The 24,368-nt window shown below is 60.6% G+C and carries 24 protein-coding genes; 23 read left to right on the top strand and 1 reads right to left on the bottom strand.

Annotated features, from left to right (window positions below; translation table 11 throughout):
• The first annotated feature begins 14 nt into the window (after positions 1–14).
• The 17 genes from KHO53_RS10555 to hcnC all read left to right on the top strand — a co-directional run bounded on the left by KHO53_RS10555 (position 15) and on the right by hcnC (position 16,374).
• Positions 15–806 (top strand): ParA family protein, encoded by a 792-nt coding sequence (locus tag KHO53_RS10555; protein ID WP_010222720.1) that lies wholly within the window; start codon positions 15–17, stop codon positions 804–806.
• 9 nt (positions 807–815) lie between these two features.
• A complete protein-coding gene (locus tag KHO53_RS10550; RefSeq protein ID WP_010222721.1) occupies positions 816–1,688 on the top strand; it encodes a ParB/RepB/Spo0J family partition protein in 873 nt (290 codons plus the stop codon).
• 149 nt (positions 1,689–1,837) lie between these two features.
• A complete protein-coding gene (locus KHO53_RS10545) occupies positions 1,838–2,245 on the top strand; it encodes a F0F1 ATP synthase subunit I (RefSeq protein ID WP_213570279.1) in 408 nt (135 codons plus the stop codon).
• 16 nt (positions 2,246–2,261) lie between these two features.
• Positions 2,262–3,131 carry a F0F1 ATP synthase subunit A gene (atpB, locus tag KHO53_RS10540; protein ID WP_010222723.1) on the top strand — a complete coding sequence of 290 codons (870 nt, stop codon included), beginning with the start codon at positions 2,262–2,264 and terminating at the stop codon, positions 3,129–3,131.
• A gap of 143 nt (positions 3,132–3,274) precedes the next feature.
• Positions 3,275–3,532, top strand: coding sequence for a F0F1 ATP synthase subunit C (atpE, locus tag KHO53_RS10535; protein ID WP_003097235.1), 258 nt, complete (start codon positions 3,275–3,277; stop codon positions 3,530–3,532).
• Between the two features lie 57 nt (positions 3,533–3,589).
• Positions 3,590–4,060, top strand: a complete 471-nt coding sequence (locus KHO53_RS10530; RefSeq protein WP_010222733.1) for a F0F1 ATP synthase subunit B — start codon at positions 3,590–3,592, stop codon at positions 4,058–4,060.
• A gap of 12 nt (positions 4,061–4,072) precedes the next feature.
• Positions 4,073–4,609, top strand: a complete 537-nt coding sequence (locus KHO53_RS10525) for a F0F1 ATP synthase subunit delta (RefSeq protein ID WP_010222734.1) — start codon at positions 4,073–4,075, stop codon at positions 4,607–4,609.
• Positions 4,610–4,630: 21 nt separating this feature from the next.
• Positions 4,631–6,175 carry a F0F1 ATP synthase subunit alpha gene (gene atpA / locus KHO53_RS10520; protein ID WP_010222735.1) on the top strand — a complete coding sequence of 515 codons (1,545 nt, stop codon included), beginning with the start codon at positions 4,631–4,633 and terminating at the stop codon, positions 6,173–6,175.
• Positions 6,176–6,225: 50 nt separating this feature from the next.
• Entirely contained in the window at positions 6,226–7,086 is an 861-nt protein-coding gene (gene atpG / locus KHO53_RS10515; RefSeq protein WP_010222736.1) for a F0F1 ATP synthase subunit gamma, read from the top strand.
• A gap of 27 nt (positions 7,087–7,113) precedes the next feature.
• Complete coding sequence (atpD, locus tag KHO53_RS10510; RefSeq protein WP_010222737.1) at positions 7,114–8,490, top strand: F0F1 ATP synthase subunit beta; 1,377 nt, start codon at positions 7,114–7,116, stop codon at positions 8,488–8,490.
• 44 nt (positions 8,491–8,534) lie between these two features.
• Positions 8,535–8,954, top strand: coding sequence for a F0F1 ATP synthase subunit epsilon (locus KHO53_RS10505; protein ID WP_010222738.1), 420 nt, complete (start codon positions 8,535–8,537; stop codon positions 8,952–8,954).
• 123 nt (positions 8,955–9,077) lie between these two features.
• Positions 9,078–10,445 (top strand): bifunctional UDP-N-acetylglucosamine diphosphorylase/glucosamine-1-phosphate N-acetyltransferase GlmU, encoded by a 1,368-nt coding sequence (gene glmU, locus KHO53_RS10500; protein WP_010222739.1) that lies wholly within the window; start codon positions 9,078–9,080, stop codon positions 10,443–10,445.
• A gap of 187 nt (positions 10,446–10,632) precedes the next feature.
• The gene (locus tag KHO53_RS10495; RefSeq protein ID WP_010222740.1) at positions 10,633–11,412 is read left to right on the top strand and encodes a DeoR/GlpR family DNA-binding transcription regulator; all 780 of its coding nucleotides are present in this window, start codon (positions 10,633–10,635) and stop codon (positions 11,410–11,412) included.
• Positions 11,412–13,247, top strand: coding sequence for a glutamine--fructose-6-phosphate transaminase (isomerizing) (gene glmS / locus KHO53_RS10490; protein ID WP_010222741.1), 1,836 nt, complete (start codon positions 11,412–11,414; stop codon positions 13,245–13,247). The genes KHO53_RS10495 and glmS overlap by 1 nt, the downstream gene beginning before the upstream one ends.
• A 161-nt stretch (positions 13,248–13,408) precedes the next feature.
• Positions 13,409–13,723 carry a cyanide-forming glycine dehydrogenase subunit HcnA gene (gene hcnA / locus KHO53_RS10485; RefSeq protein WP_038997941.1) on the top strand — a complete coding sequence of 105 codons (315 nt, stop codon included), beginning with the start codon at positions 13,409–13,411 and terminating at the stop codon, positions 13,721–13,723.
• Positions 13,720–15,114 carry a cyanide-forming glycine dehydrogenase subunit HcnB gene (gene hcnB / locus KHO53_RS10480; RefSeq protein ID WP_213570278.1) on the top strand — a complete coding sequence of 465 codons (1,395 nt, stop codon included), beginning with the start codon at positions 13,720–13,722 and terminating at the stop codon, positions 15,112–15,114. The genes hcnA and hcnB overlap by 4 nt, the downstream gene beginning before the upstream one ends.
• Before the next feature lie 3 nt (positions 15,115–15,117).
• Positions 15,118–16,374: a cyanide-forming glycine dehydrogenase subunit HcnC gene (gene hcnC, locus KHO53_RS10475; protein WP_213570277.1), complete on the top strand. Its 1,257-nt coding sequence runs from the start codon at positions 15,118–15,120 to the stop codon at positions 16,372–16,374.
• An 18-nt stretch (positions 16,375–16,392) separates the two neighbouring features.
• Here hcnC and KHO53_RS10470 read toward each other — a convergent pair whose 3' ends face one another.
• Positions 16,393–17,277, bottom strand: coding sequence for a LysR family transcriptional regulator (locus tag KHO53_RS10470; RefSeq protein WP_036995276.1), 885 nt, complete (start codon positions 17,275–17,277; stop codon positions 16,393–16,395).
• A gap of 130 nt (positions 17,278–17,407) precedes the next feature.
• On the opposite strand from KHO53_RS10470, the gene KHO53_RS10465 reads away from it, so the two are divergent.
• The 6 genes from KHO53_RS10465 (at position 17,408) to benB (ending at position 24,358) form a co-directional block, all read left to right on the top strand.
• Complete coding sequence (locus tag KHO53_RS10465) at positions 17,408–18,364, top strand: AraC family transcriptional regulator (RefSeq protein ID WP_010222760.1); 957 nt, start codon at positions 17,408–17,410, stop codon at positions 18,362–18,364.
• Between the two features lie 161 nt (positions 18,365–18,525).
• The gene (locus KHO53_RS10460) at positions 18,526–19,857 is read left to right on the top strand and encodes an aromatic acid/H+ symport family MFS transporter (RefSeq protein ID WP_213570276.1); all 1,332 of its coding nucleotides are present in this window, start codon (positions 18,526–18,528) and stop codon (positions 19,855–19,857) included.
• 147 nt (positions 19,858–20,004) lie between these two features.
• Positions 20,005–21,258, top strand: coding sequence for an OprD family porin (locus KHO53_RS10455; RefSeq protein ID WP_213570275.1), 1,254 nt, complete (start codon positions 20,005–20,007; stop codon positions 21,256–21,258).
• Positions 21,259–21,451: 193 nt separating this feature from the next.
• A complete protein-coding gene (locus tag KHO53_RS10450) occupies positions 21,452–22,408 on the top strand; it encodes an AraC family transcriptional regulator (protein ID WP_010222763.1) in 957 nt (318 codons plus the stop codon).
• A gap of 106 nt (positions 22,409–22,514) precedes the next feature.
• On the top strand, positions 22,515–23,873 hold the full coding sequence (gene benA / locus KHO53_RS10445) for a benzoate 1,2-dioxygenase large subunit (protein WP_213570274.1): 1,359 nt from the start codon (positions 22,515–22,517) through the stop codon (positions 23,871–23,873).
• Complete coding sequence (benB, locus tag KHO53_RS10440) at positions 23,870–24,358, top strand: benzoate 1,2-dioxygenase small subunit (RefSeq protein WP_010222765.1); 489 nt, start codon at positions 23,870–23,872, stop codon at positions 24,356–24,358. The genes benA and benB overlap by 4 nt, the downstream gene beginning before the upstream one ends.
• Positions 24,359–24,368 lie beyond the last annotated feature (10 nt).

Genomic DNA, 24,368 nt, shown 5'->3' with positions numbered 1-24,368 from the left:
GAACACAAGCAAGAATGGCTAAGGTATTCGCAATCGCGAACCAGAAAGGTGGTGTGGGCAAAACCACCACCTGTATCAATCTCGCAGCATCGCTGGTGGCAACCAAGCGCCGCGTGCTGCTGATCGATCTCGATCCACAGGGCAACGCCACCATGGGTAGCGGTGTGGATAAACACGTCCTGGAACATTCGGTCTATGACCTGTTGATCGGTGAATGCGACCTGGCCCAGGCCATGCACTTCTCCGAGCACGGCGGCTATCAGCTGCTGCCGGCCAACCGCGACCTGACCGCCGCCGAAGTGGTCCTGCTGGAAATGCAGATGAAGGAGAGCCGCCTGCGCACCGCGCTGGCGCCGATCCGCGAGAATTACGACTACATCCTGATCGACTGCCCGCCGTCGCTGTCGATGCTGACGCTCAACGCCCTGGTCGCCGCCGATGGCGTGATCATTCCGATGCAATGTGAATACTTTGCCCTGGAAGGGTTGAGCGACCTTGTGGATAACATCAAGCGGATCGGCGAGCGGTTGAACCCGCAGCTCAAGGTCGAAGGCCTGCTGCGGACCATGTACGACCCGCGCCTGAGCCTGATCAACGATGTTTCCGCACAGCTCAAGGAACACTTCGGCGACCAGCTGTACGACACCGTGATTCCACGCAACATCCGCCTGGCCGAGGCCCCGAGCTTCGGCATGCCGGCCCTGGCCTACGACAAGCAATCGCGTGGCGCCCTGGCGTACCTGGCCCTGGCCGGGGAACTGGTTCGTCGCCAACGTCGTCAAACCCGCACTGCACAGACAACTTAAGGAATCCGCATGGCCGTTAAGAAACGGGGTCTCGGACGTGGGTTGGATGCACTGCTCAGTGGTCCGACCGTCAGCGCACTCGAAGAGCAGGCTGTCCAGGTCGACCAAAAGGAACTGCAACACCTGCCGCTCGACCTGATCCAGCGCGGCAAGTACCAGCCGCGCCGGGACATGGACCCGCAGGCACTGGAAGAACTCGCCCACTCGATCAAGAGCCAGGGCGTGATGCAGCCGATCGTGGTGCGCCCGATCGCGGACAACAAATTCGAGATCATCGCCGGTGAGCGCCGCTGGCGCGCCAGCCAGCAGGCCGGCATGGACACCATCCCGGCCATGGTCCGCGATGTGCCCGATGAAGCGGCCATCGCCATGGCCCTGATCGAGAACATCCAGCGCGAAGACCTCAACCCGGTGGAAGAGGCCATTGCCCTGCAGCGTCTGCAGCAGGAGTTCCAGCTGACCCAGCAACAGGTCGCCGACGCTGTGGGCAAGTCGCGGGTTACCGTGGCCAACCTGCTGCGCCTGATCTCGTTGCCGGAAGTGATCAAGACCATGTTGTCCCACGGCGACCTGGAAATGGGTCACGCCCGGGCATTGCTCGGATTGCCGGATGAACAGCAGGTCGACGGGGCGCGTCACGTTGTCGCACGTGGCCTGACCGTGCGCCAGACCGAGGCACTGGTACGCCAGTGGCTCAACGGCAAACCCGAGCCTGCGGAACCTGCCAAGCCGGACCCGGACATCACCCGCCTTGAACAGCGTTTGGCAGAGCGTCTGGGCTCTGCCGTACAGATCCGCCACGGCAACAAGGGCAAAGGCCAGTTAGTTATCCGTTACAACTCACTAGATGAGTTGCAAGGTGTCCTTGCTCACATCCGCTGAAACAATTCCTTTTGTAGCGCGTAGTCGGAAATCACTACCCGGCAGTTGAATAGGGGTTAAACCGCCCCTATACTCTGCGCGCATTTTGTCGGCACAAATTATGCCAAGTCATAGCTGACTGGTTGGTCGACTTTCGAGGAGCAGTTGTGATGGAAACCCGCACGCCAAACCGCTTGCCTTTCCATCGCTGGGCGGTTTTTCCGGTACTGTTGGCTCAATGTGTCGTGTTTCTGCTGGCAACTTTGGCGTTGTGGCAGTGGCATGGGGCGGTCAGTGGATATTCGGCACTCTGCGGGGGGCTGATTGCCTGGCTGCCGAATGTGTATTTCGCCTGGAAGGCTTTTCGTTACACGGGAGCCAGGGCAGCGCAGGCCATCGTCAAGTCGTTTTACGCGGGCGAGGCAGGCAAATTGATTTTGACGGCAGTGCTTTTTGCACTGACGTCCGCAGGAGTGAAGCCATTGGCGCCGCTAGCAGTCTTCGGTGTCTTTCTGCTGACCCAGTTGGTCAGCTGGTTCGCGCCCCTGCTGATGAATATAAGACTTTCGAGACCTTAGGGCGTTTGAGGCAACCATGGCAGCAGAAACCGCTTCGGGCTATATCCAGCACCACTTGCAGAACCTGACCTTCGGTCAACTACCAGACGGCGGTTGGGGTTTTGCCCATTCCGCAGCAGAAGCCAAGGCAATGGGCTTCTGGGCTTTCCACCTGGACACCCTGGGTTGGTCGGTCGCACTGGGTCTGCTGTTCGTATTCCTGTTCCGCATGGCAGCCAAGAAGGCGACTTCCGGCCAGCCTGGCGGCCTGCAGAACTTCGTAGAAGTGCTGGTTGAGTTCGTCGACGGCAGCGTCAAGGACAGCTTCCACGGCCGCAGCCCGGTGATCGCCCCACTGGCGCTGACCATTTTCGTCTGGGTCTTCCTGATGAACGCCATCGACCTGATCCCGGTCGACTGGATTCCTCAGCTGGCCATCCTGATCTCCGGTGATCCGCACATTCCGTTCCGTGCCGTTTCGACCACCGACCCGAACGCGACCCTGGCCATGGCCTTCAGCGTGTTCGCCCTGATCATTTTCTACAGCATCAAGGTCAAGGGTATCGGCGGTTTCCTCGGCGAACTGACCCTGCACCCGTTCGGCAGCAAGAACATCTTCGTTCAGATCCTGCTGATTCCGGTCAACTTCCTGCTCGAATTCGTCACCCTGATTGCCAAGCCAATCTCGCTGGCCCTGCGTCTGTTCGGCAACATGTACGCCGGCGAGCTGGTGTTCATCCTGATTGCCGTGATGTTCGGCAGCGGCCTGCTCTGGCTCAGCGGCCTGGGCGTGGTGCTGCAATGGGCGTGGGCTGTGTTCCACATCCTGATCATCACCCTGCAAGCGTTCATCTTCATGATGCTTACCATCGTCTACCTGTCGATGGCTCACGAAGATAACCATTAAGACCGCCTGGCGTGTCTGATGACCCTTTTGCCGGTACGGGGAAGGGTCGAAAAAGTCCGCAAGGGCAGCTGTACCAAACGATTTTGTTTTACCGCTTCAAACTAAAAAACCTAACCAATACGACGTAAAAGTCGGGAGGAAAGATGGAAACTGTAGTTGGTCTTACCGCTATCGCTGTTGCTCTGCTGATCGGCCTGGGTGCTCTGGGTACCGCCATTGGTTTCGGCCTGCTGGGCGGCAAGTTCCTGGAAGGCGCTGCTCGTCAGCCAGAGATGGTTCCAATGCTGCAAGTTAAAATGTTCATCGTTGCCGGTCTGCTCGACGCCGTAACCATGATCGGTGTTGGTATCGCTCTGTTCTTCACCTTCGCTAATCCCTTCGTTGGTCAAATCGCCGGCTAATCACTCGAATTCTCGAGTGGTTTGGTGTGATGGACAAAGAACGAGCGAGGTGTTGGCGTGAACATTAATGCAACCCTGATTGGTCAGTCCGTTGCGTTCTTCATTTTTGTGCTGTTCTGCATGAAGTTCGTGTGGCCTCCGGTCATCGCGGCATTGCAAGAACGTCAGAAGAAGATCGCGGATGGACTGGACGCTGCCAACCGAGCAGCTCGCGACCTGGAGTTGGCCCAAGACAAAGCGGGTCAGCAACTGCGCGAAGCAAAAGCTCAGGCAGCCGAAATCATTGAGCAAGCCAAGAAGCGCGGTGCTCAGATCGTCGAGGAAGCCCGTGATCAGGCCCGCGTCGAAGCTGACCGTGTGAAGGCTCAGGCTCAGGCCGAGATCGAACAGGAAATTAACGGTGTCAAAGACGCCCTGCGTGCCCAAGTGGGTCTGCTGGCTGTCGGCGGTGCTGAAAAGATCCTTGGCGCCACAATCGATCAAAACGCGCATGCGGAGCTGGTTAATAAACTGGCCGCTGAAATTTAAGCGAGGGCGATCATGGCAGAACTGACCACGTTGGCCCGACCTTACGCTAAGGCGGCCTTTGAGCACGCCCAGGCCCATCAGCAACTGGCCAATTGGTCAGCCATGCTCGGCCTGGCTGCTGCAGTGTCGGAAGACGACACGATGCAGCGCCTGCTCAAGGCCCCGCGACTGACGAGCGCAGAAAAGGCCGCCGCGTTTATTGACGTGTGCGGTGACAAGTTCGATGCACAGGCACAGAATTTCATTCATGTTGCCGCGGAAAACGACCGTCTCCAGCTGTTGCCGGAGATTTCGGTTTTGTTCGACCAGTACAAGGCTGAACAAGAGAAATCCGTGGACGTGGAAGTCACCAGTGCTTTTGCGTTGAACCAAGAACAGCAAGACAAACTCGCCAAGGTTCTCAGTGCACGGCTCAGCCGGGAAGTGCGCCTGCATGCGACGGAGGACGCCTCCCTTATCGGTGGTGTCGTGATCCGCGCCGGCGACCTGGTAATCGATGGCTCGGTTCGCGGCAAAATCGCGAAACTGGCCGAAGCATTGAAATCTTGAGTTTGAAGGGGCAGCAGAGCAATGCAGCAACTCAATCCTTCCGAAATTAGTGAAATCATCAAGGGTCGCATCGAGAAACTCGACGTGACCTCCCAAGCCCGCAACGAGGGTACCGTCGTCAGCGTTTCTGACGGTATCGTGCGGATTCACGGTCTGGCCGACGTCATGTACGGCGAAATGATCGAGTTTCCAGGTGGCGTGTTCGGTATGGCCCTCAACCTGGAGCAAGACTCCGTTGGTGCGGTAATCCTGGGCGCCTACGACACCCTCGCTGAAGGCATGAGCGCCAAGTGCACCGGCCGCATCCTCGAAGTTCCAGTTGGTAAGGAACTGCTGGGTCGCGTAGTCGACGCACTGGGTAACCCAATCGACGGCAAAGGCCCACTGGGCAACACCGAGACCGACGCGGTCGAGAAAGTTGCTCCGGGCGTGATCTGGCGTAAGTCGGTAGACCAGCCTGTACAGACTGGCTACAAATCTGTCGACGCCATGATCCCGGTCGGCCGTGGCCAGCGTGAGCTGATCATCGGTGACCGTCAGATCGGTAAGACCGCCATGGCGATCGACGCCATCATCAACCAGAAAGACTCCGGTATTTTCTGTGTTTATGTTGCTGTCGGCCAGAAGCGTTCCACCGTTGCCAACATCGTTCGCAAGCTGGAAGAAAACGGCGCCCTGGCCAACACCATCGTGGTTGTTGCCAGCGCTTCGGAATCCGCCGCACTGCAATTCCTGGCGCCATACGCCGGTTGCACCATGGGCGAGTTCTTCCGTGACCGCGGTGAAGACGCGCTGATCGTATACGATGACCTGTCCAAGCAGGCCGTTGCCTACCGTCAGATCTCCCTGCTGCTGCGCCGTCCACCAGGACGTGAAGCGTACCCAGGTGACGTGTTCTATCTCCACTCCCGTCTGCTGGAGCGTGCATCGCGCGTTTCCGAAGAGTACGTCGAGAAGTTCACCAACGGTGCTGTAACTGGCAAGACCGGTTCCCTGACCGCACTGCCGATCATCGAAACCCAGGCTGGCGACGTTTCCGCGTTCGTTCCGACCAACGTGATTTCCATCACCGACGGTCAGATCTTCCTGGAATCGGCCATGTTCAACTCGGGCATCCGCCCTGCAGTGAACGCCGGTGTTTCGGTATCCCGTGTGGGTGGTGCCGCTCAGACCAAGATCATCAAGAAGCTCTCCGGTGGTATCCGTACCGCTCTGGCTCAGTACCGTGAACTGGCGGCATTCGCCCAGTTCGCTTCTGACCTGGACGAAGCCACCCGTAAGCAACTCGAGCACGGTCAACGTGTTACCGAGCTGATGAAGCAGAAGCAATACGCTCCAATGTCCATCGCGGACATGGCGCTGTCGCTGTATGCCGCTGAGCGTGGGTTCCTGACCGACGTTGAAATCGCCAAGATCGGTAGCTTCGAACAAGCGCTGATCGCTTACTTCAACCGTGATCACGCCGAACTGATGGCGAAGATCAACGTGAAGGGTGACTTCAACGACGAAATCGACGCTGGCATCAAAGCCGGTATCGAGAAGTTCAAGGCCACCCAAACCTGGTAAGCCGCAGCGGGGGCTTTGCGGCCCCCGCTTGCTAACCTGATAGGTGTTACATGGCAGGCGCAAAAGAGATTCGCAGTAAGATTGCGAGCATCAAAAGCACGCAAAAAATTACCAGCGCCATGGAAAAAGTGGCGGTCAGTAAAATGCGCAAGGCACAAATGCGCATGGCTGCTAGCCGTCCTTACGCGGAGCGTATCCGCCAGGTTATCGGTCATCTGGCCAACGCCAACCCGGAATACCGCCACCCCTTCATGATCGAACGCGAAGTAAAGCGCGTCGGTTATGTCGTCGTGAGCAGTGACCGTGGTCTGTGCGGTGGCTTGAACACCAACCTGTTCAAGGCCCTGGTCAAGGACATGGCGGTCAACCGCGAGCAAGGTATCGAGATCGATCTTTGCGTGGTTGGCAGCAAGGGTGCGGCGTTTTTCCGCAGCTTCGGCGGTAACGTCGTCGCCGCGATCAGCCACCTGGGCGAAGAGCCGTCGATCAACGATCTGATCGGCAGCGTCAAGGTCATGCTGGACGCTTACCTGGATGGTCGTATCGATCGTCTGTCCGTGGTATCGAACAAGTTCATCAATACCATGACGCAAACGCCAACGGTCGAGCAGTTGATTCCGTTGGTTGCAACCCCGGATCAAGAACTCAAGCACCACTGGGACTACCTCTACGAACCTGACGCCAAAGAGCTGCTGGACGGCCTGATGGTGCGTTACGTGGAGTCGCAGGTCTACCAGGCGGTGGTCGAGAACAACGCAGCTGAACAAGCTGCCCGGATGATCGCGATGAAGAACGCCACCGACAACGCCGGTGACCTGATCAGCGAATTGCAGCTGATCTACAACAAGGCGCGTCAGGCTGCGATCACCCAAGAGATCTCGGAAATCGTCGGCGGCGCTGCCGCGGTTTAACGGTTCAAATATTCAGAGGATCCAGCTATGAGTAGCGGACGTATCGTTCAAATCATCGGCGCCGTCATCGACGTGGAATTCCCACGTGACGCCGTGCCGAGTGTTTACAACGCGCTGAAAGTACAAGGCGCGGAAACCACCCTGGAAGTTCAGCAGCAGCTGGGCGACGGCGTGGTTCGTACCATTGCGATGGGCTCGACCGAAGGCTTGAAGCGCGGTCTGGACGTTGCAGACACCGGCGCAGCCATCTCCGTACCAGTCGGTAAAGCGACCCTGGGCCGGATCATGGACGTACTGGGTAACCCGATCGACGAAGCTGGCCCGATCGGTGAAGAAGAGCGCTGGGGTATCCACCGTGACGCTCCTTCGTTCGCTGACCAGGCAGGCGGCAACGACCTGCTGGAAACCGGCATCAAGGTTATCGACCTGGTTTGCCCGTTTGCCAAGGGTGGTAAAGTTGGTCTGTTCGGTGGTGCCGGTGTAGGCAAAACCGTAAACATGATGGAACTGATCCGTAACATCGCCATCGAGCACAGCGGTTATTCCGTGTTCGCCGGTGTGGGTGAGCGTACTCGTGAGGGTAACGACTTCTACCACGAGATGAAGGATTCCAACGTACTGGACAAGGTTGCTCTGGTATACGGCCAAATGAACGAGCCACCAGGAAACCGTCTGCGCGTAGCGCTGACCGGCCTGACCATGGCTGAGAAGTTCCGTGACGAAGGTAACGACGTTCTGCTGTTCGTCGACAACATCTATCGTTACACCCTGGCCGGTACCGAAGTATCCGCACTGCTGGGCCGTATGCCTTCGGCAGTAGGTTACCAGCCGACCCTGGCTGAAGAGATGGGCGTTCTGCAAGAGCGTATCACTTCGACCAAGGAAGGTTCGATCACCTCGATCCAGGCCGTATACGTACCTGCGGACGACCTGACCGACCCGTCGCCAGCAACCACCTTCGCCCACTTGGACGCCACCGTCGTACTGTCCCGTGACATCGCCTCCCTGGGTATCTACCCAGCGGTCGATCCACTGGACTCGACTTCGCGCCAGCTGGACCCGAACGTGATCGGCACCGAGCACTACGAGACCGCTCGTGGCGTTCAGTACGTACTGCAGCGTTACAAAGAGCTGAAGGACATCATTGCGATTCTGGGTATGGACGAACTGTCCGAAACCGACAAGCAACTGGTTGCCCGTGCTCGTAAGATCCAGCGCTTCCTGTCCCAGCCGTTCTTCGTGGCAGAAGTCTTCACTGGTTCTCCAGGCAAATACGTTTCCCTGAAAGACACCATTGCTGGCTTCAGCGGTATCCTCAAAGGTGACTACGACCACCTGCCAGAACAAGCGTTCTACATGGTCGGCAGCATCGACGAAGCGATCGAGAAAGCCAAGAAACTGTAATCCCGGCGCCCCGCAAGGGGCGCTAATCAGGTTGAGGCAAGCAGATGGCTATGACAGTCCATTGCGATATCGTCAGCGCGGAAGGGGAAATTTTCTCCGGTCTGGTCGAGATGGTGGTTGCGCACGGTAACCTGGGTGATCTTGGTATCGCTCCAGGCCACGCGCCGCTGATCACTAATCTGAAGCCAGGTCCGATCACGCTGACCAAGCAGGGTGGCGCCCATGAGGTGTTCTACATCTCTGGTGGTTTCCTCGAGGTCCAGCCGAACATGGTCAAGGTGCTTGCCGATACCGTGCAACGTGCCAGCGACCTGGACGAAGCTCAGGCTCAGGAAGCCCTCAAGGCTGCCGAAAACGCCCTGAACGAAAAAGGCGCGGAGTTCGATTACGGCGCCGCTGCCGCACGTCTGGCCGAGGCCGCAGCCCAGCTGCGTACCGTCCAGCAAATCCGCAGAATGAAGTAATACGGCGCTCGCCGGTCACTTCTGTTGCGATTGAGTTAAAGGGTAGCCTCGGCTACCCTTTTTCTTTTTCCGAATGTCTTCTACTGGTCACAGCGCTGACCTTCCAGGATTGGTAGCCAGTCAATGTCTCTCGATATCGTTATTCTTGCCGCCGGCCAAGGCACCCGCATGCGCTCGGCGCTGCCCAAGGTGCTGCATCCGGTCGCCGGCGACTCCATGCTCGGCCATGTTATCCACAGCGCCCGCCAGCTTCAGCCGCAGGGCATTCATGTGGTGATCGGGCACGGTGCGGAGCTGGTACGTGAACGACTGGCCGCCGATGACCTGAACTTCGTCCTGCAGGACAAGCAGCTGGGTACCGGTCATGCCGTGGCCCAAGCTCTGCCGGCGCTGAGTGCCGATACCGCATTGATCCTCTACGGCGATGTCCCGCTGATCGAAGTCGACACCCTCAAGCGTCTGCTGGCCAAGGTCACCCCGCAACAGCTCGGCCTGCTGACCGTGACCCTCGACGATCCAACCGGTTACGGCCGCATCGTTCGCGACGCCCAGGGCCAGGTGGCGGCGATCGTCGAGCACAAGGATGCCAGCGACGCGCAGAAAGCCATCCAGGAAGGCAACACTGGCATCCTCGCGGTCCCGGGCGCGCGCCTGGCTGACTGGCTGGGCCGTTTGTCCAACAACAATGCCCAGGGCGAGTACTACCTCACTGACGTGATCGCCATGGCCGTGGCCGATGGCCTGGTGGTCGCCACCGAGCAGCCGCTGGACCCGATGGAAGTGCAGGGCGCCAATGACCGTCGCCAGCTGGCCGAGCTTGAGCGTCACTACCAACTGCGCGAAGGCCGCCGGCTGATGGCCCAGGGTGTGACCCTGCGTGATCCAGCGCGCTTCGATGTGCGTGGCGAGGTGACCGTTGGTCGCGACGTACTCATTGATATCAACGTGATCCTCGAAGGCCGCGTGGTCATTGAAGACGAGGTGGTCATCGGCCCGAACTGCGTGATCAAGAACAGTACCTTGCGCAAAGGCGTGGTGGTCAAGGCTAACAGCCATCTGGAAGGCGCCATCATGGGCGAAGGCAGCGATGCCGGCCCGTTTGCCCGCCTGCGCCCTGGCAGTGTGCTCGAGGCTCGCGCCCATGTGGGTAACTTTGTCGAGCTGAAGAATGCCCACCTCGGTGAGGGTGCCAAAGCTGGCCACCTGACCTACCTGGGCGATGCCGAAGTCGGTGCGCGTACCAACATCGGTGCCGGCACCATCACCTGCAACTACGATGGCGCCAACAAGTTCAAGACGGTACTCGGCGAGGACGTGTTCATCGGCTCGAACAACTCCCTGGTCGCGCCTGTGGATATCCTCGACGGCGCCACCACCGCAGCCGGTTCGACCATCACCCAGAACGTCGAAGCGGCGCAGTTGGCCGTTGGTCGGGCGCGCCAACGCAACATCGATGGCTGGAAGCGGCCGGAGAAGATCAACAAGAGCTGAGTTATCCACAGCTGAGCAAAAGGCCGACTGGATTATGCATAAGTCGGCCTTTTTGCATTCTGTGGATAAATACTCTATGTGGTTCGAGTTATTCACAGCACGTTTTTTACGCCACTGTCCTTGACGTACAAGCCGCTATAGGTTTTGATTGGCACCACTAACTTTCGAAACGAAACTTAAAGGCGCCATGTCGAAACGTAACACCCCCCAACGACGCCATAACATCCTGGCTTTGCTCAATGAGCAGGGCGAGGTGAGCGTCGACGCCCTGGCCAAGCGTTTCGAAACCTCGGAAGTGACCATTCGCAAGGACCTGGCGGCGCTCGAAGCCAACGGCCTGTTGTTGCGCCGCTATGGTGGTGCCGTCACCCTGCCGCAGGAACTGTTCACCGATCAGGGCCAGCCAGTCTCCCTCTATAAGCAGGCCATCGCCAAGGCTGCTGTGGGACGTATCCGCGAACACGCACGAATCATCATCGACAGCGGCAGCACCACCGCCGCGATGATCCCGGAGCTGGGTCATCAACCCGGCCTGGTGGTCATGACCAACTCGTTGAATGTGGCACGTGCCCTCAGCGAGCTGGAACACGAGCCGGTACTGTTGATGACCGGAGGCACCTGGGACCCGCATTCGGAATCGTTCCAGGGCCAGGTAGCCGAGCAGGTACTACGCTCGTACGACTTCGACCAACTGTTCATTGGCGCCGACGGCATCGACCTGGCGCGCGGCACCACCACGTTCAACGAACTGCTGGGCCTGAGCCGGGTGATGGCTGACGTCGCCCGGGAAGTGATCGTCATGGTCGAGTCCGACAAGGTCGGGCGCAAGATCCCCAACCTTGAGCTGCCTTGGGGCAGCGTCAACACCCTTATTACTGATGATCGCCTGCCCACCGAGGCACGCGAACAGATTGAAGCCCGCGGCATCAACGTGATTTGCGCCGCTATCACCCAGGAGCATGACTAATGTGTGGAATCGTTGGTGCCGTCGCCGAACGTAACATCACAACCATTCTGATCGAAGGCCTCAAGCGCCTCGAGTACCGCGGCTATGACAGCGCCGGTCTGGCGGTCTTCACCCAGCAGGGCAACCTCGAGCGCCGCCGCCGTATCGGCAAGGTCAGCGAGCTGGAAACTGCCGTCGCCGCTGAACCACTGGCCGGCAACCTGGGCATCGCCCACACCCGTTGGGCCACCCACGGTGCGCCAACCGAGCACAATGCCCACCCGCATTTTTCCGGTCATGAACTGGCAGTGGTGCACAACGGCATCATCGAGAACCACGAAGAACTGCGAGAGAAGCTCAAGGGCCTGGGTTATAGCTTCAGCTCCGAGACCGACACCGAAGTGATCGTCCACTTGCTGGATCACACCCTGAAAACCTTGCCGGACCTGGCCGATGCTCTCAAGGCAGCGGTCAAGCAACTGCACGGCGCCTATGGCCTGGCCGTGATCAGCGCCAAACAGCCTGATCGTCTGCTGGCCGCTCGCAGCGGTAGCCCGCTGGTTATCGGCCTGGGCCATGGCGAGAACTTCCTGGCCTCGGACCAATTGGCCCTGCGTCAGGTCACTGACCGCTTCATGTACCTGGAAGAGGGCGACATCGCCGAAATCCGCCGCGACCAGGTCACTATCTGGGACGTAGCCGGTACTCAGGTCCAGCGCGAAACCGTGCAGTACCATGAAGGTGCCGAAGCCGCTGACAAGGGCGCCTATCGCCACTTCATGCTCAAGGAAATCCACGAGCAGCCTACCGTGGTGCAACGCACCCTGGAAGGCCGCCTGGGCAAGGACCACGTCATGGTTCAGGCCTTCGGCCCGCAAGCTGCCGAGTTGTTCGCCAAGGTGCGCAATGTGCAGATCGTTGCCTGCGGCACCAGCTATCACGCCGGTATGGTTGCCCGTTACTGGCTGGAGAGCCTGGCCGGTATTCCTTGCCAGGTCGAAGTCGCCAGCGAGTTCCGCTACCGCAAGGTGGTGGTGCAGCCCGATACCCTGTTCGTCTCGATCTCCCAGTCGGGTGAAACCGCCGACACCCTGGCAGCCCTGCGTAACGCCAAGGAACTGGGCTTCCTCGGCAGCCTGGCGATCTGCAACGTCGGCATCAGCTCGCTGGTACGCGAGTCGGACCTGACCCTGCTGACCCAGGCCGGCCCGGAAATCGGCGTGGCCTCGACCAAGGCCTTCACCACCCAGCTGGTATCGCTGATGCTGCTGACCCTGTCCCTGGGCCAGGTGCGCGGCACCTTGGCCGCCGGTGTCGAGGCCGAGCTGGTCGAAGAGCTGCGTCGCCTGCCGACTCGCCTGGGTGAAGCCCTGGCCATGGACGCGATCGTCGAGAAGACCGCTGAACTGTTCGCCGACAAGCACCACACCCTGTTCCTCGGTCGTGGCGCGCAGTTCCCGGTAGCGATGGAAGGGGCGCTGAAACTCAAGGAGATCTCCTACATCCACGCCGAAGCCTACCCGGCGGGCGAGCTCAAGCATGGCCCGCTGGCGTTGGTTGACAGCGACATGCCAGTGGTCACCGTGGCGCCGAACAACGAGCTGCTGGAAAAGCTCAAGTCCAACCTGCAGGAAGTTCGCGCCCGTGGCGGCGAACTGATCGTCTTCGCCGACGAAGCTGCCGGCATGAGCAACGGCGAAGGCACTCACGTGATCGCCGTGCCGCACATCATCGATGCCCTTGCGCCGATCCTCTACACCATCCCGCTGCAACTGCTGTCGTACTACGTCGCGGTGCTCAAGGGCACCGACGTCGACCAGCCGCGCAACCTGGCGAAATCGGTGACTGTCGAGTAACGATCGCGGTTGTTAAGCCCAGAACCCCCGATTTTCGGGGGTTTTGTGTTTTTGTCGGTTTGTCCGGCAAGCAGGCCCATTAGCTGGCCTGGATCAATAGTCCAGGCGCGTGCTTGGCATAGTGTGATCAGTCCATGTTTCTTTTTCACGGACGAAAAGCTATGCAGACTCTGGAGCGAAAGCTAGATATCCAGCCCCTGTCGCGGGCGGACATGACCATCGAACTCAACGGCCAGGCAGTCGCTGTCGCCGCCGGTGAAACCGTGCTCAGCGTGCTCAACGCCGTAGGCCTGCGCCAGGTGGCGCGCAACGACCATGACCAGCTGACCGGGGCCTTCTGCGGCATGGGCGTTTGCCATTGCTGCCTGGTGTCGATCAACGGCCGGCCCAAGCGCCGCGCCTGCCAGACTGTGGTGCAGCCGGGTATGCAGGTCGAAACCGGGACCAACCGCTTTGCCGGGCAGGAGGCACCATGAGCCTGCGTCCAGTGATTGTCGGGGGTGGTTCGGCGGGTATGGCGGCGGCGATCGAGCTGGCCAACCACGGTGTTTCCAGCCTGTTGTTCGATGAAGCCTCGCGTCCGGGTGGCGTGGTGTTTCGCGGGCCGCTGCGCAGCGGCGTCGACCTGGGTTACCTGGGCGCCCGCTACAGCAAGGCGCTGAAGAAACTGCACAAGGATTTTGCCGCGTGCACCGATCGCATCGACCTGCGCCTGAACAGCCGTGTGGTCGGTGGTGACGAGCAGCGTCTGATGGTGCTCGACGCCGAAGAAACCCTGCACGAAATCGATTATTCCCACCTGTTGCTGTCGGCCGGTTGCCACGAGCGCAACGTACCCTTCGCTGGCTGGACCTTGCCTGGCGTCATGCTGCTCGGCGGGCTGCAGCTGCAGATCAAGAGCGGCGTGGTCAAACCCCTGGGCAGTACGCTGATCGCCGGTACCGGGCCGTTGTTGCCGCTGGTGGCCTGCCAGCTGCACGCGGCCGGGGCGAAAGTCGCCGGCGTCTATGAAGCCTGCCCGTTCAGCAAGATCGCCCGCGAAAGCCTGGCACTGATGAACAAGCCGCAGCTGTTCCTCGATGGCCTGAGCATGCTCGGCTACATGAAGCTCAATGGCATCCCCATGTACTACGGCTGGGGCGTGGTTGAAGCCAAGGGCGAGGGCGAGCTGGCTGAAGTGACCGTGGCACCCTACGGCGACGACTGGCAACCGGACCTCTCCCGCGCCCAGCGCGAACCGGCGCAAACCCTGGCGGTGGGCTACGGGTTTATCCCGCGCACGCAGCTTAGCCAGCAACTGGGCCTGGACCACGGCTTCAACGAAGACGGCTACCTGCGCCCGGAAAGCAACGTCTGGCAGCAAAGCAGCCAGCCGCACATCCACCTGGCCGGCGACATGGGCGGTATCCGTGGCGGCGAAGCGGCGATGCTCACCGGGCGTATTGCCGCCGTTTCGATTCTGCTCCAGCAGGAAGTACTCAATGCTGAAGAGGCCATCGAGCTGCGCGAGAAATACCTTGGCCAGTTGGCGGCGATCAAGCGCTTTCGCGCTGGCGTAGAGCGCTACACCCACCGCGGTACCAAGCAGATCGACCTGCCGCAGCCGGACACGGTGATCTGCCGTTGCGAGCATGTGACCCGCAGCGACATCGACCGGGCCCTGGAGCAGGGCGTCGAAGACATGGCCGGGCTGAAGATGCGCACCCGGGTGAGCATGGGCGACTGCCAGGGACGCATGTGCGTCGGCTACTGCAGCGATCGCCTGCGCGAAGCCACCGGACGCGCCGACGTCGGCTGGCTGCGGCCGCGTTTCCCGATCGATCCGATTCCCTTCTCTGCATTCCAGCAACTCGGCACGGAAGCCTGAAGCATGAACAGAACCTATGATGTGGTCATCGCCGGTGGCGGTGTGATCGGTGCGTCCTGCGCCTACCAGCTGTCCAAACGCAAGAACCTGAAAGTCGCCCTGATCGATGCCAAGCGCCCGGGCAACGCCACCCGCGCCTCGGCGGGCGGCCTGTGGGCCATCGGTGAGTCGGTGGGCCTGGGCTGCGGGGTGATCTTCTTTCGCATGATGTCAGCCAAGCACAAGCGCGAGGCCCATGGTGCGGCGGTGGCAGTGGATTCGAGCACGCCGCATATCCTGCCGCAGTCGTTCTTCGACTTTGCCTTGCAGTCCAACGCACTTTATCCACAGCTGCACCGCGAGCTGATCGACCGTCACGGCATGGACTTCAAGTTCGAGCGCACCGGCCTCAAGTATGTGATCTACGACGATGAAGACCGTCTGTACGCTGAGCACATTGTCGCGCAGATTCCGCACCTGGCCGACCAGGTGCGTTGGCTCGACCGCGAGGCCCTGCGCCAGGCGGAACCTGCGGTCAGCCATCAGGCCCATGGCGCCCTGGAGTTTCTCTGCGATCATCAGGTCAGCCCGTTCCGCCTGGCCGATGCCTATATGGAAGCGGCGCGCCAGAACGGTGTCGACCTGTTCCACAACACCAACATCACCGGTGTGCTGCATCAGGGCTCGCGGGTCAGCGGTGTGCAAACCGCAGAAGAGGGCACCTTTCACTGCGACACCCTGATCAACGCCGCTGGTGCCTGGGCCGCAGACTTGAGCGAATGGGCCACCGGCCTGCGGATTCCGGTCAAGCCGGTCAAAGGTCAGATCATCCTCACCGAGCGCATGCCCAAGCTGCTGCAAGGCTGCCTGACCACCAGCGACTGCTACATGGCGCAGAAGGACAACGGCGAGATCCTGATCGGCAGCACCACCGAGGACAAAGGCTTCGACGTCAGCAACACTTTCCCGGAGATCAACGGCCTGGTTCAGGGCGCGGTTCGCTGTGTGCCGGAGCTGGCGCAGATCAACCTCAAGCGCACCTGGGCCGGCTTACGCCCAGGCTCGCCGGACGAGTTGCCGATTCTGGGGCCGGTCACGGAAGTCAGCGGTTACCTGAATGCCTGTGGACACTTTCGCACCGGCATCCTCACCTCGGCCATCACCGGGGTGCTGATCGACAAGGTCCTGCATCAGGAAACCCTGCCACTGGACATCACCCCGTTCCTGGCCGAGCGTTTTGACTTGCTGGCTGTGGAAAACCAGCAGGCTGCCCTTGCCTGATTGTGGATAAACCGGTCTTCAGCCCTGGGGGCCGGTTTTCATCAGTTCCAGCAAACTCAGGCACTGCCTGACCTGCGGCGAGTTATCCCCAGCCCGGTAGCTGAGAATGATCGGCGACACTGCGGTCTTTTCAGGCAGCGGTGCATAAACAATGTCGGCGCGATGCTGGCTTTGCACGGACGCCGGTACCAATGTTATCCCCAGGCCAGCAGCAACCAGGCCCAGCGCAGTCTGCAGTTCGTTGGTCCATTGGATAACCTTGATATTCACTCCCTGGGCAGTGAACAGCGCCATGATGTGGTCGGCGTAGCTTGGTCGCGGGTTGGCCGGGTAAAGCACGAAGGGCTCATCCGCCAGGCGTTTGAGGTCCAGGGCCTGATCGAGCAAAGGGTGCCCGCAGGGCAGGGCAACCACCAACGCTTCCTCGCGTAGCAGCACCTGTTCGATGGTCGGATCCTTGATGTGGATGCGCCCGAAGCCGACATCGATGCGCCCGGCCTTGAGCGCCTCGACTTGCTGCAGGGTGATCATTTCCTGCAGGCCCAACTCCAGTTTCTCATTGCGCCGCAGTTGGCGGATCAACTCGGGCAGCAAGTCATAGAGCGTCGACGGCGCAAAGCCGATGCGCAGCCACTGGCGTTCACTGTTGGCGATGCGCCGGGTGCCTTCGGCAATCTGTTCGAGCTGGTCGAGCAGGGCGGCGCTTTGTTCGTGGAAAAACCGCCCGGCCTCGGTCAGGCGCAGCGGCCTGCCGCGCTCCAGCAGCTCTACTCCGAGGGTGTCTTCCAGCTGGCGGATCTGCCGGCTCAGGGGCGGCTGGGCGATGTGCAGCTGCTCGGCGGCACGGGTGAAGTTGAGGGTTTGCGCGAGTACCCGGAAGTAGCGCAGATGACGCAGTTCCATGATACCTCCAGGGTATGGTTGCCTACCCAACGGATATTGGACTGCCTGCTGGCGCTGGCGCAAGCTGCTGCCTTGTGGATAACCAGACCCTGTGGATATCGTCGAACCAGAATAACAATGAGGCCAGCCCATGAGCAGCCAACTGTTGAGCGAGCGCAGCCGTGTGTTCCAGCATGCCGACCCTTATGCGGTGTCCGACTACGTCAACCAGCACGTTGGCGGTCACAGCCTGCGCTTGCCGCGCACGGGTGACCTGCAGGCGAGCATCAACCATCGCAAGTTTGCCAGCATCGACCTGTGCCGCCTGAGCTATGGGGGCAGGGCGCGGATTACTTCACCGGCGCTGGGCAGCCTGTATCACCTGCAGATCTTGCTCAAAGGGCACTGCCGTTCAAGTTGTCGCGGCGACGAGCATCACTACGTGCCGGGCGAGTTGCTGTTGATCAATCCGGATGATCCGGTTGACCTCACCTACTCGGCCGACTGCGAGAAGTTCATCCTCAAGCTGCCGGCCAGCCTGCTCGAACAGGCTTGCCTGGAACAGCGCTGGCAATTGCCCGAAGGCGGTATCCGCTTCACCAGCGCGCGGCATGCCACTGGCGCGCTGGAGGGGTTTATCGGCCTGCTCGGGCTGGTGTGTGACGAAGCCGAATCCACCCAGTCGCTGGCGCAAGTGCAGGAGCATTACGGGCGCATTGTCGCCAGCAAGCTGCTGAGCCTGTTGGGCAACAACATCGATCGTTGCGAACCCGGGTTGCAGACTCACTCGTTCGAACAGTTGGCGGCCTATATCGATGCCAACCTGCACCAGGACATCGGTGTCAGTCAGCTGATGACGGTGGCGCGGGTCAGTGAGCGCTCGTTGTACACGCTGTTTGAGCGTCATGCCGGTCTGTCACCCAAGGGTTATGTGCGCCAGCGCAAGCTCGAGCGTATTCACGCGGCCCTGCAGGACCCTTCCAGCCCGGTGCGCAATGTCACCGAAATCGCCTTGGACTATGGCTTCCTGCACCTGGGGCGCTTCGCCGAAAGCTATCGCCAGCGCTTCGGCGAGCTGCCTTCGGTCACCTTCAAACGCCACCGCTGAACGCTCGTCAGCCCCTGCGCAATCTGGATAGCGATTCGCAGGAAACGGCTATTGGCGCCTCGCTGCTGCTCCTAACCTGACCCTGCGAACACTGCCCGGCCCTGTGCCTTGCAGCTATCGCCATTCGGGTTTCGATAACAACAACAAAAGAGACACGCCTCATGCGAGCGATCGATATCAATAGCCTGATCGATCAGGCGAAGTTCAATTCCTTTCACTGGCGTGTGCTGTTCTGGTGTGCGCTGATCATCATCTTCGACGGTTACGACCTGGTCATCTACGGCGTGGTGCTGCCGGCCTTGATGCAGGAGTGGGGCATGACCCCGTTGCAGGCCGGTGCCCTGGGCAGCTATGCGCTGTTCGGCATGATGTTCGGCGCCCTGGTGTTCGGCCCGCTGTCGGACCGTATCGGGCGCAAGAAAGCCATCACTGTCTGTGTGATCCTGTTCAGCGGCTTTACCGTGCTCAACGGCTTTGCCCGCAACCCCACCGAGTTCGGTCTCTGTCGCTTTCTGGCTGGCCTTGGGATCGGCGGGGTGATGCCCAACGTGGTGGCGCTGATGAATGAATACGCGCCCAAGCGCATGCGCAGCACCCTGGTGGCGATCATGTTCAGTGGCTACTCGGTGGGCGGCATGCTCTCGGCCGGGTTGGGCATCGTCCTGTTGCCAGCCTTCGGTTGGCAGTCGGTGTTCTATGTGGCGATCATCCCCTTGCTGGTGCTGCCGCTGATCCTGCGCTACCTGCCCGAGTCCCTGGGTTTCCTGGTGCGCCAGGGCCGCACCGAGCAGGCCAGCCAGTTGCTGCAGCGGGTTGAGCCGAGCTATCAGGCGCAAGCGGGCGATCGCCTGGAAGTGTTGACCGGCACTAACGCCGGTGGCTCGGTACCGCAGCTGTTTCGCGAAGGTCGGGCGCTGAGTACGTTGATGCTCTGGGTCGCGTTTTTCTGCTGCCTGTTGATGGTCTACGCACTCAATTCCTGGTTGCCCAAGCTGATGAACAACGCCGGCTACGGCCTGGGCTCGAGCCTGGCGTTTTTGCTGGTGCTGAACTTCGGCGCGATCTTTGGTGCGGTGGGCGGCGGCTGGATTGGTGACCGTTTCAAGCTCGACCGGGTGCTGGTGGTGTTCTTCGCCGTGGCGGCGTTGTCGATCAGCCTGCTCGGCTTCAAGAGCCCTGCACCCGTCTTGTACCTGCTGATTGCCATAGCGGGTGCGACCACCATCGGCACGCAGATTCTCGCCTATGCCTGTGTGGCTCAGTACTACCCCATGGGGATTCGTTCGACGGGTCTGGGTTGGGCCTCGGGTATTGGTCGCAACGGGGCGATTGTCGGGCCGATCCTGGGTGGGATGCTGCTGGGGATCCAACTGCCGCTGGCGTTGAATTTCATGGCCTTTGCCCTGCCGGGTGCGGTCGCGGCGGTGGCGATGATGGTATTTGCCGGGCGTGGTGCTGGCAGGGGCAGGGCGCCGTTGCCGTCAGCGGCATAGCCAAATAACCGCGTTGGCCCTATCGCTGGCAAAGCCAGCTCCCACAGTGGTCGGAGTGCATAGCGTTCTTGTGGGAGCTGGCCTTGCCAGCGATGCAGGCGCCGCAAATTTACAAGCCAAAACAACAATAACAAGAGCACCGCTACCATGAACAACTTCCCACACTGCGGGTTGCTGTCCTGCTGCGCCCTGAGTTTCTGTGCCAATGCCGCCGAGCCGGGTTTTATCAAGGACGCCAGCGCTACCCTGCAAGCGCGCAACTACTACTTCAGCCGCGACTTTTCCGGCATTGTCGGTGCCAACCAGCAATCAAAGGCTGAGGAATGGGGCCAGGGGTTCATCTTCACCTTCAAGTCCGGTTATACCCCGGGCCCCCTGGGCTTGGGCGTCGATGCCATTGGCCTGCTCGGCCTCAAGCTCGACAGCAGCCCGGATCGCACCGGCACCGGTTTGCTGCCGGTGCAGGACGATGGCCGCGCTGCCGATGAGTACAGCCGGGTCGGCGCCACGCTGAAAATGCGCTATTCGAAGACCGAGCTGAAAGTCGGCGAGCTGCAGACCAACCTGCCGATCCTGCAATACAACGACTCGCGCCTCCTGCCGCCAACCTACCAGGGCGTCAGCCTGAGCTCTGCCGAGATAGCCGGCTTGACCCTGCAGGCCGGTCACCTGAGTTCAACCAGCCTGCGCAACGAAGCCGGTGATGAAAAGATGATCGCCATGCTCGGCCACCTGCCCCAGCGCCAGGCCGACAGCGATGCCTTCAACTATGCCGGTGGCGACTACAGCTTCAACGCCAATCGCACCACTGCCAGCCTCTGGTATGGGCGCCTGGAAGATATCTACCAGCAAGGTTTTTTCGGTTTGAAGCACAGCCAACCGATGGGCGACTGGACCCTCGGCGCCAACCTCGGTTACTTCACTGCCAGGGAGCAGGGGGATGCGCGCATTGGTGAGGTCGACAACCAGGCGTTTTACTCGCTGCTGTCGGCCAAGCGTGGCGGGCACACGTTCAGCGTCGGCTATCAGGCAATCTATGGTGACGATGCTTTCCCGCGGGTGTTCCCGAATATCTCGCCGCTGGGCAACGAAGTGCCAACCTATGAGTTCGCCTACACCGACGAGCGTTCCTGGCAGGTGCGTTATGACTATGACTTTGTCGCCATGGGCGTACCCGGATTGACCGCGACGGTTCGCTACCTGAAGGGCAACAACGTCGACACCGGGCTGGGCTTCGAGGGCAAGGAACACGAGCGCGATCTTGACCTGGGCTATGCGGTGCAGAGCGGGCCGTTCAAAGGGCTGGGGATACGACTGCGCAATGCCATGGCGCGGTCCAATTACCGTTCGGACATTGATGAGAACCGGGTGATCCTGAGTTACACCTGGACGTTGTTGTAAGCCATCAGGGCCTCATCGCTGGCAAGCCAGCTCCCACAGGGGCTGCGGTGATCTCTGTGGGAGCTGGCTTGCCAGCGATGCTTTTGGAAACACACCGTCCATCCCCAGGTTGCTCGCCGGCCAGTGCTATCGCTTAGACTGGCCGCATAACTACAACGAGTGACCTGGTATGGCTGGTATGGCCGATATGGGTATGGAGAGTCCCCTGCTCAGCGAACGCAGCCGGGTGTTCGAGCGTGCAGACCCTCATGCGGTGTCGACCTACGTCAACCAGCATGTCGGCCCCCATTGCATTCGCCTGCCGCGCTACGGGCATCCCGAGGCGTACCTCAACCATCGCAAGTTCGCCAGCCTCGACCTGTGCCGAATCAGCTATGGCGGCGATGTGCGGGTGATGTCGCCAGCGCTGGAGAACGTTTTCCACCTGCAAATCCTGCTGCGCGGCCACTGCCTCTGGCGCCGTGGCCGTGAAGAGCGCCTGCTGACCCCCGGCGGGTTGCTGCTGATCAACCCTGACGAGCCGGTCGACCTGGCCTATTCCGCCGACTGCGAGAAATTCATCCTCAAACTGCCCACCCGCCTGCTCGAGTCGGTGTGTGACGAACAGCGCTGGCAGCGCCCCAGCGAAGGCGTGCGCTTTCTCGATCATCACTACCAGCTGCTGGCGCTGGAAGGCTTTGCCGGGCTGCTGGCGATGGTCTGCCAGGAGGCCGAAAGCAGCGAGCCGATGCTGCGGGTGCAGGAGCACTACAGCCAGATCGTCGCCAGCAAGCTGCTGACCCTGATGCACACCAACGTCAGCCGTGAAGCGCTGAGCAGCCAGGCGGCATCTTTCGAGCGGATCGCCGAGTACATCAACGCCAACCTCAAGCAGGACATCTGCAGCGAACAGTTGGCGCAGCAGGCGAGCATGAGCCTGCGCTCGCTGTATGCCTTGTTCGAGCGCAACGCTCGCACCACGCCCAAACTGTACATCCGCCAGCAGAAACTCGAGCGCATCCGCGCCAGCCTCGGCGACCCCGACTGCAAGGTGCGCAATATCACCGAACTGGCCATGGACTATGGCTTCGTCCACCTCGGGCGTTTCTCTGAGCACTACAAGTCGCTGTTCGGCGAACTGCCCTCAGACACCCTCAAGCGTCGCCTCTGACACTTTGCAGAAAACGGATAAAGGTCTGCACAAAGCGGATATTTGCCGTGCCCCTCGCTCCCTAACCTGACATGGCCTGAACACAATAACAACGGAGGCCCCGGCCATGTCCCTGGGATTCGATTACCTTAATTCCCTGCTTGAAGAAGATCAGGAGAAGGGCGTCTTTCGCTGCAAGCGCGAGATGTTCACCGACCCCCGTCTGTTCGATCTGGAAATGAAACACATCTTCGAGGGCAACTGGCTGTACCTTGCCCACGAAAGCCAGATTCCCGAAAAGAACGACTTCCTCACCACCACCATGGGGCGCCAGCCGATCTTCATCGCGCGCAACAAGGATGGGGTACTCAATGCCTTCCTCAATGCCTGCAGCCACCGCGGTGCGATGCTGTGTCGGCACAAGAGCGGTAACCGCTCGTCCTACACCTGCCCCTTCCACGGCTGGACCTTCAACAATTCCGGCAAGCTGCTCAAGGTCAAGGATCCGGTCGACGCCGGCTACCCGGCGAGCTTCAACTGCGAAGGCTCCCACGACCTGACCAAGGTCGCCCGTTTCGAGTCCTACCGTGGCTTCCTGTTCGGCAGCCTCAACCCGGACGTGGTGCCGTTGGTGGAGCACCTGGGTGAGTCGGCGAAGATCATCGACATGATCGTCGATCAGTCGCCCGACGGCCTGGAAGTGCTGCGCGGCTCCTCGTCCTACATCTATGAAGGTAACTGGAAGCTGACCGCCGAGAACGGCGCCGATGGTTATCACGTCAGCGCCGTGCACTGGAACTACGCCGCCACCCAGAACCAGCGCAAGCAGCGCGAGGCCGGTGCTGAGGTGAAAACCATGAGCGCTGGCGGCTGGGCCAAGAGCGGCGGCGGTTTCTACGCCTTCGACAAGGGCCATCTGCTGCTCTGGACCCGCTGGACCAACCCCGAGGACCGGCCGCTGTTCGAGCGCCGTGACGAACTGGCTGCCGACTTCGGCCAGGCCCGCGCCAACTGGATGATCGAGAACTCGCGCAACCTGTGCCTGTACCCGAACGTGTACCTGATGGACCAGTTCAGCTCGCAGATCCGCATCGCCCGGCCGATCGCCGTCGACAAGACCGAGATCACCATCTATTGCATCGCCCCCAAGGGAGAGAGCGACGAGGCGCGGGCCCAGCGCATTCGCCAGTACGAAGACTTCTTCAACGTCAGCGGCATGGCCACCCCGGATGACCTGGAAGAATTCCGTTCCTGCCAGATGGGCTACCAGGGCGGGCGCGGCTGGAACGACATGTCCCGTGGCGCCACCCACTGGGTCGAAGGCGCCGATGCCGCCGCCCAGGAAATCGACCTGCATCCGCAACTGAGCGGCGTGCGTACCGAAGACGAAGGCCTGTTCGTGCTGCAACACAAGTACTGGCAGGAAACCCTGCTCAAGGCGCTTGCCGCCGACCAGCAACTGATCCCAGTGGAGGCCGTGCAATGAGCATTTCCTTCGAGCAAGTGCGCGACTTTCTCTTTGCCGAAGCACGCTACCTGGACGACAGCCAGTGGGACAACTGGCTGGAGTGCTACGCCGCCGACGTTACCTTCTGGATGCCGGCCTGGGACGATAACGACCAGCTCACCGAAGACCCGCAACGGGAAATCTCGCTGATCTGGTACGGCAACCGTGGCGGCCTGGAAGACCGGGTATTCCGGATCAAGACCGAACGCTCCAGCGCGACCATGCCCGACACCCGGACCTCGCACAACATCAGCAACATCGAGCTGCTGGAGCAGGGCGAAGGCCTGTGCAAGGTGCGCTTCAACTGGCACACCCTGAGTTTTCGCTACAAGACCGTCGACAGCCACTTCGGCACCAGCTTCTACACCCTCGATGTTCGCGGTGAACGGCCGCTGATCAAGGCCAAGAAGGTAGTGCTCAAGAACGACTACGTGCGTCAGGTCATCGACGTTTATCACATCTGAATCCTGCTTT

The organism is Pseudomonas sp. RC2C2 (genome assembly GCF_018390435.1).
GTDB classification, from domain to species: Bacteria; Pseudomonadota; Gammaproteobacteria; order Pseudomonadales; family Pseudomonadaceae; genus Aquipseudomonas; species Aquipseudomonas donghuensis.
The sequence above is the reverse complement of the archived record's forward strand: the minus strand, read 5'-3'. Positions and strand labels throughout refer to the sequence as shown.

Bases quoted from the DNA above. Each gene is read 5' to 3' on its own strand.
- KHO53_RS10555 (WP_010222720.1), top strand. From the start codon at position 15: ATGGCTAAGGTATTCGCAATCGCGAACCAGAAAGGTGGTGTGGGCAAA.
- KHO53_RS10550 (WP_010222721.1), top strand. From the start codon at position 816: ATGGCCGTTAAGAAACGGGGTCTCGGACGTGGGTTGGATGCACTGCTC.
- KHO53_RS10545 (WP_213570279.1), top strand. From the start codon at position 1,838: ATGGAAACCCGCACGCCAAACCGCTTGCCTTTCCATCGCTGGGCGGTT.
- atpB (WP_010222723.1), top strand. From the start codon at position 2,262: ATGGCAGCAGAAACCGCTTCGGGCTATATCCAGCACCACTTGCAGAAC.
- atpE (WP_003097235.1), top strand. From the start codon at position 3,275: ATGGAAACTGTAGTTGGTCTTACCGCTATCGCTGTTGCTCTGCTGATC.
- KHO53_RS10525 (WP_010222734.1), top strand. From the start codon at position 4,073: ATGGCAGAACTGACCACGTTGGCCCGACCTTACGCTAAGGCGGCCTTT.
- atpA (WP_010222735.1), top strand. From the start codon at position 4,631: ATGCAGCAACTCAATCCTTCCGAAATTAGTGAAATCATCAAGGGTCGC.
- atpG (WP_010222736.1), top strand. From the start codon at position 6,226: ATGGCAGGCGCAAAAGAGATTCGCAGTAAGATTGCGAGCATCAAAAGC.
- atpD (WP_010222737.1), top strand. From the start codon at position 7,114: ATGAGTAGCGGACGTATCGTTCAAATCATCGGCGCCGTCATCGACGTG.
- KHO53_RS10505 (WP_010222738.1), top strand. From the start codon at position 8,535: ATGGCTATGACAGTCCATTGCGATATCGTCAGCGCGGAAGGGGAAATT.
- glmU (WP_010222739.1), top strand. From the start codon at position 9,078: ATGTCTCTCGATATCGTTATTCTTGCCGCCGGCCAAGGCACCCGCATG.
- KHO53_RS10495 (WP_010222740.1), top strand. From the start codon at position 10,633: ATGTCGAAACGTAACACCCCCCAACGACGCCATAACATCCTGGCTTTG.
- glmS (WP_010222741.1), top strand. From the start codon at position 11,412: ATGTGTGGAATCGTTGGTGCCGTCGCCGAACGTAACATCACAACCATT.
- hcnA (WP_038997941.1), top strand. From the start codon at position 13,409: ATGCAGACTCTGGAGCGAAAGCTAGATATCCAGCCCCTGTCGCGGGCG.
- hcnB (WP_213570278.1), top strand. From the start codon at position 13,720: ATGAGCCTGCGTCCAGTGATTGTCGGGGGTGGTTCGGCGGGTATGGCG.
- hcnC (WP_213570277.1), top strand. From the start codon at position 15,118: ATGAACAGAACCTATGATGTGGTCATCGCCGGTGGCGGTGTGATCGGT.
- KHO53_RS10470 (WP_036995276.1), bottom strand. From the start codon at position 17,277: ATGGAACTGCGTCATCTGCGCTACTTCCGGGTACTCGCGCAAACCCTC.
- KHO53_RS10465 (WP_010222760.1), top strand. From the start codon at position 17,408: ATGAGCAGCCAACTGTTGAGCGAGCGCAGCCGTGTGTTCCAGCATGCC.
- KHO53_RS10460 (WP_213570276.1), top strand. From the start codon at position 18,526: ATGCGAGCGATCGATATCAATAGCCTGATCGATCAGGCGAAGTTCAAT.
- KHO53_RS10455 (WP_213570275.1), top strand. From the start codon at position 20,005: ATGAACAACTTCCCACACTGCGGGTTGCTGTCCTGCTGCGCCCTGAGT.
- KHO53_RS10450 (WP_010222763.1), top strand. From the start codon at position 21,452: ATGGAGAGTCCCCTGCTCAGCGAACGCAGCCGGGTGTTCGAGCGTGCA.
- benA (WP_213570274.1), top strand. From the start codon at position 22,515: ATGTCCCTGGGATTCGATTACCTTAATTCCCTGCTTGAAGAAGATCAG.
- benB (WP_010222765.1), top strand. From the start codon at position 23,870: ATGAGCATTTCCTTCGAGCAAGTGCGCGACTTTCTCTTTGCCGAAGCA.